Origin of the sequence: Nocardioides guangzhouensis (assembly GCF_004519545.1) — a bacterium.
GTDB classification, from domain to species: Bacteria; Actinomycetota; Actinomycetes; order Propionibacteriales; family Nocardioidaceae; genus Nocardioides; species Nocardioides guangzhouensis.
Genome location: NZ_SDKM01000100.1, coordinates 1 through 2,393, shown reverse-complemented (window position 1 = coordinate 2,393; position 2,393 = coordinate 1). Strand labels below are relative to the sequence as shown.

The window sequence follows — 2,393 nt, the reverse complement described above, 5'->3', positions numbered from 1 at the left end:
AGATGTAGGCGCCGCAGGTGTTCCACGGCACCAGCACCGAGGTGACGGTGCCGGAGTCCTCCACGGCCCGGGACAGGACCTGCGGTGCCAGCCCGCGGCGGGCGAACTCGCCCCGGAACATGCGGGCGGGCAGCACGTCGGCGACGTACTGGTCACCTGCGATCACGTTGAGCCCGATCCCGCTCGAGTTCACCGCGAGGATGAGGGAGCCGCGGCTGCGGGCGCGGGAGACGATGGGCTCGAGGAGGCGCTGCAGGAAGCCGGCGTGCTCCATCACGGCCGCGAAGGACAGGGCGCCGAGCACCAGCCAGATGGTGGTGAGCAGGCTGGCCATCCCTCCCCGGGAGAACAGGTCGTCGATGGGCTCGACCCCCGAGTCGCTGACGAAGCCCGTGGCCATGGCAGCGAAGACGGCATGGACGCCCGTCAGGAACGGCCCGTAGTCAGGGTTGTCGACGAACGCCTTGACCGCGTCCCACTGCGTGAACAGCGCCAGGATGCCCGCGAAGAGCGCCGACCCCAGGATCGACAGGAACGGCGGGAACTTGAGCACCGCGAAGAGCACCAGCAGCAGCAGCGGCAGCAGGTTGAGGAACGAGATGTTGAACGCCTGCGCCAGGGCCTCGCGCGCGGCGTCGGTGCTGATCGCCGCGTCCGGGTCCGCGTTGAGGCCCAGGAAGAAGAAGATCACCAGGCTTATCCCCAGGGCAGGTCCGGCCGTCCAGAACATGTTGCGGACGTGCTCACCGACCGTCAGCCCACCGCCGACCAGCCGGGGCACGAGGATCGTGGTCTCCGAGAGCGGCGTCATCTTGTCACCGAAGTACGCACCGCAGATCACCGCACCCGCGGCCGTCGCCTCCGAGAGGCCCATCACCGAGGCCATGCCGACGAACGCCACGCCCAGGGTGCCCGCCGTGGTCCACGAGCTGCCGGTGACCATCCCCACCAGCGCGCAGACGACGGCTGCGGTGACGTAGAACCAGGTCGGGCTCACGATCTGGATGCCGTAGTCGACGATCGTCGGGATCGTGCCGGCCATGTTCCAGGTGCCGATCAGCGCCCCGACCGCGAGCAGGATGAAGATCGCACCGACCGCGGAGGTGACCCCACCGACCGCCGCCTCCGCGACGCCGGCGACCGTGTAGCCGTTCTTGAAGGCCATCAGGCTGGCGAACGCCGCGCTGAGCAGCAGCGCCACCTGGAGAGGCCCGTTGGTCGCGTCGATCCCGAAGACGATGATGGTCAGGGCGAGCAGCGCGATGAGCACGACGATCGGCAGCAGCGCGTCGAGCATCGTGGGCGCACGCGGCACCCGACCCGACGGGCCGGGGGGCCCCGCCGCGGTGGGGGACGACGCCTCAGGCGGGCCGGACACGGACCGCTCCTACCCTTGACTGACCTGCGAGGTGCCGTGGACGGCGCCCAGCGATCCGACGTACTGGCCGTGGTGGTGCACCGGTCCGCGAGCCCAGGCGACCAGCCCGACCAGGCAGGCGATCAGGACGACGATGAGCAACCAGCGCGGAGCTTCTGGATACATCGCGACTCCCCTCGTCACACCGGGTCACGCGTCAGCGGACAGGTCATGCAGTGCCCGCCGCCGCGCCCCTTGCCCAGCTCGAATCCCTCGATCGTGACCACCTCGACGCCCGCCTCGCGCATCTTGGCGATGGTGTAGGTGTTGCGCTCGTAGGCCACCACCACACCCGGCTCCAGGGCGACCACGTTGTTGCCGTCGTCCCACTGCTCGCGCTCCTGCTGGTAGACGTCACCTCCGGTTTCGACCACCCGCAGGCTCGGGACGCCCATCGCGTCGGCCACGGCACCAAGGAACGACTCCTCCTGCGTGACGTGGAACAGCTGCCCGTTGCTGCCCGGGCGGAGGCTGATCGCGCGGATCCCGCCGACGACCCTGGGGTACGCCGTGACCTTGTCGCGGTCGAGCATCGTGAACACGGTGTCCAGGTGCATGTGCGCGCGATCCTTGGTCATGACCGCCGCGATCACGCGCTCGGCGGCACCCTTCGCGAACAGGGCGGCCGCGACCTGCTCGATCATCCGCGCCTGCGAGCGTTCGCTCATCCCGATCAGCACCGTGCCGTTGCCGATCGGCTGGACATCGCCTCCCTCGAGCGAGGACCGGCCGAAGTCGTGGGCATCGAACCGCCCGTCGTCGCCGAGGTGCGGATACCAGTACTCGAAGTCGGCGTCGGCGAACATCGGGTGGTAGCGGTAGATCGCGGCCACGTTGTAGGCCTCGAGCCGACGAGCCGGCCAGAACATCGGGTTGATCGAGACGCCACCGTAGATCCAGCACGACGAGTCTCGCGTGAAGAGGGTGTTGGGCAGCGGTGGGAGCACGAACATGCTCTCGTCATCCAGCGCCGCGG

The 2,393-nt window shown here is 69.2% G+C and carries 3 protein-coding genes; all 3 read right to left on the bottom strand.

Annotated elements, in window-relative coordinates; genetic code table 11:
* A partial coding sequence (locus tag EKO23_RS24570; RefSeq protein ID WP_246051303.1) for a Na+/H+ antiporter NhaC family protein occupies nucleotides 1-1,378 on the bottom strand: 1,378 nt, incomplete at its 3' end.
* A 9-nt stretch (nucleotides 1,379-1,387) separates the two neighbouring features.
* Nucleotides 1,388-1,543: a hypothetical protein gene (locus tag EKO23_RS25595; protein ID WP_167880646.1), complete on the bottom strand. Its 156-nt coding sequence runs from the start codon at nucleotides 1,541-1,543 to the stop codon at nucleotides 1,388-1,390.
* A 14-nt stretch (nucleotides 1,544-1,557) separates the two neighbouring features.
* Nucleotides 1,558-2,393, bottom strand: an 836-nt coding sequence (locus EKO23_RS24565) for an arginine deiminase family protein (RefSeq protein ID WP_134721194.1), incomplete at its 5' end; no start/stop codon positions are given.

Bases quoted from the DNA above. Each gene is read 5' to 3' on its own strand.
- EKO23_RS25595 (WP_167880646.1), bottom strand. From the start codon at position 1,543: ATGTATCCAGAAGCTCCGCGCTGGTTGCTCATCGTCGTCCTGATCGCC.